This is a genomic window from Cognataquiflexum nitidum, from assembly GCF_022538055.1.
Classification (GTDB): Bacteria; Bacteroidota; Bacteroidia; order Cytophagales; family Cyclobacteriaceae; genus Cognataquiflexum; species Cognataquiflexum nitidum.
Map to the genome: position 1 here is coordinate 1 of NZ_JAKZAM010000079.1, position 1343 is coordinate 1343.

Genomic DNA, 1343 nt, shown 5'->3' on the forward strand with positions numbered 1-1343 from the left:
GATTTTGCAGAAGTGGAGCAGCGTGTGCTTGGAAGTGCAAATGTGGTTCCATTTTTAACCAATGGGACGGACAATGAACCATCCGTTTTGGGCTTTCAGCCTGTTGTAAATTCATGTCAAGGAACAGCTCCTGTTCAGGTTTATTCTGATGATTCTGAAACAATACTACTAAGCAACCATGCTACAATTCAAGGTGGTATAAATGCGTCTTTGTTGGGAAATGTTGTTCGGGTCCAACAAGGTGTTTTTACGGAAAATATTTCTTTTGCCGGGAAAAATGGAGTTTTGTTGAAGGGTGCTAAATCCGGTGTTTCCGCGGGGGTCGGCAGCAATAGAGATAAGGATTCGATCGATGGAGAGACTATATTAAATGGTACGATTACTACTGGTTCTGGGACATCTGCCTGGCCGGTTGGACTAACAATTGATGGATTCCGTTTAGAAAACACTTCATTTGTTCAGGCAATTCGTGTTCAAGGAGATGTGACCATAACCAATTGTATTGTCCATCACACCTCAACTTATTTCCTTATTTCAGTAGCGGGGAATGTAGGAACTGAACATACCTTGACTTTATCAAATAGTAATATAAATGGGCAAAGAGGATTTTCAATTGAAAATGCTCGTGTGACTTCAGCTATAATACAAAATAACATTTTCAATATTAATGCTGCCAACTTGATCTCAGCCTCTGCTTTGGATGGTGTGGTATCAATTTCCTCGAATCAATTTAACGGTCCAAGAGGCATTAATATTCTCACAAATGGAAACTCTATTGTTGGCAACATATTCAATGTGACATCTGGTGCAAGTAGTAGGGGGATTGACCTTTATGAGGTTACTGGTAATTCTATTTCTGGAAACATATTCAGTTCAGGTGCCACGAGTATTAATGTGTTGGCAGGCGGACGTGCCGTGGAAATCCTTGCCAATACAATTACCAGCAACGTTCTTCTAGGAGGGATTACAAATCAGGTTGCAAAAAGCGTTGAAGCGAATTGTAATTGGTGGGGGCAACCTGATGGTCCTTCTTTAGGTCAAAATACAGGTGATGTGATAACATCCACCTGGCTGATTTCTGATGATGTTCAGAATCCAAATTGTGCAGGAGGACAACCTGTCAGAGTTTTCAGTGATTTTGATGAGACTTTGTTAGTTGGTGGTTATAGTACAATTCAAGCAGGTGTCATTGCTGCAGCAGCAGGGAATGTTGTCCGAGTTGATGCTGGTACCTATGTGGAAAATGTTTTGGTCAACAAAGCCATTTTGATCCGAGGAGCTAATTTTGGCATAAATCCAAATACAGGTACGAGGGTAGCGGAATCCATCTTGAGTGGAACGTT

General features: G+C 41.3%; 1 protein-coding gene. It reads left to right on the forward strand.

Annotated features, from left to right (window positions below; all coding sequences use genetic code 11):
- A partial coding sequence (locus MMU07_RS21665; protein WP_241128705.1) for a right-handed parallel beta-helix repeat-containing protein occupies positions 1-1343 on the forward strand: 1343 nt, incomplete at both ends.